Source organism: Marinospirillum alkalitolerans, from assembly GCF_045055655.1.
Taxonomy (GTDB): domain Bacteria; phylum Pseudomonadota; class Gammaproteobacteria; order Pseudomonadales; family Halomonadaceae; genus Marinospirillum; species Marinospirillum alkalitolerans.
In genome coordinates this window covers 1-736 of the sequence record NZ_JBANFI010000034.1, presented here as the reverse complement: position 1 = coordinate 736, position 736 = coordinate 1, and the positions used below count along the sequence as shown (strand labels likewise).

The following is a 736-nucleotide window of genomic DNA, read 5'->3' as shown; positions in this document are numbered from 1 at the left end:
TCGCAACACCGGACAATTTGCAGCGAAGCGAAAAATTGTTCCGTGTGCTTGCGTTTGTTAAGCCATCTGCCGCCAATGAGTAACATCTTGAATCTCGGCTAAATCGTCCTGCTCTGCTTGTTGTGTCTTGTAAAGATCCCATCTGATTTGTAGGTTAAGCCAGAAGTCAGCTGAAACCCCAAAGAACAAGCCCAAACGAAGTGCAGTACTGGGCGTGATACCACGCTTCTGATTAACTAGCTCATTCACCCTTTGGTAAGGAACATGGATAGCATCCGCCAGCTCGCGCTGCGTAATCTGCATAGGATGCAAAAACTCTTCTAACAGCATTTCACCTGGATGGATCGGCTGTCTATTTGTGGGAATACGGATCATATTTTACCTCTAGTGGTAATCAGTTAACTCTACTTCATCGGGGCCAGCTTCAGTCCACTTAAAGCAGATCCTGTATTGATCGTTCACTCGAATACTGTGCTGCCCTTTTCTATCGCCAGACAAAGCTTCCAACCTGTTACCGGGAGGAACTTTCAGCTCATCACGATGGATAACAGAGTCCAATAATTCGAGCTTTCTTACAGCAATTCGCCACAAAGACTGTGGACATAACTTTCGGGCTGCCTTGGAAGCCACTCCATTGAAGATGTCTTCGGTGCCCTTATCTTTGAAATGAATAATCATGATAGAACGGTAGCACGGCACCCATGCTACGTCAATTTAGATTGTGAGCGAACAGGCT

Annotated in this window: 2 protein-coding genes; both read right to left on the bottom strand. The window is 46.1% G+C overall.

The window, feature by feature from the left end; genetic code table 11:
* Positions 1–57: 57 nt before the first annotated feature.
* On the bottom strand, positions 58–375 hold the full coding sequence (locus tag V6U78_RS12715; protein WP_193496390.1) for a HigA family addiction module antitoxin: 318 nt from the start codon (positions 373–375) through the stop codon (positions 58–60).
* 9 nt (positions 376–384) lie between these two features.
* A complete protein-coding gene (locus tag V6U78_RS12710) occupies positions 385–678 on the bottom strand; it encodes a type II toxin-antitoxin system RelE/ParE family toxin (protein ID WP_405341584.1) in 294 nt (97 codons plus the stop codon).
* Positions 679–736 lie beyond the last annotated feature (58 nt).

Coding starts and splice junctions, on each gene's coding strand:
- V6U78_RS12715 (WP_193496390.1), bottom strand. CDS start 375: ATGATCCGTATTCCCACAAATAGACAGCCGATCCATCCAGGTGAAATG.
- V6U78_RS12710 (WP_405341584.1), bottom strand. CDS start 678: ATGATTATTCATTTCAAAGATAAGGGCACCGAAGACATCTTCAATGGA.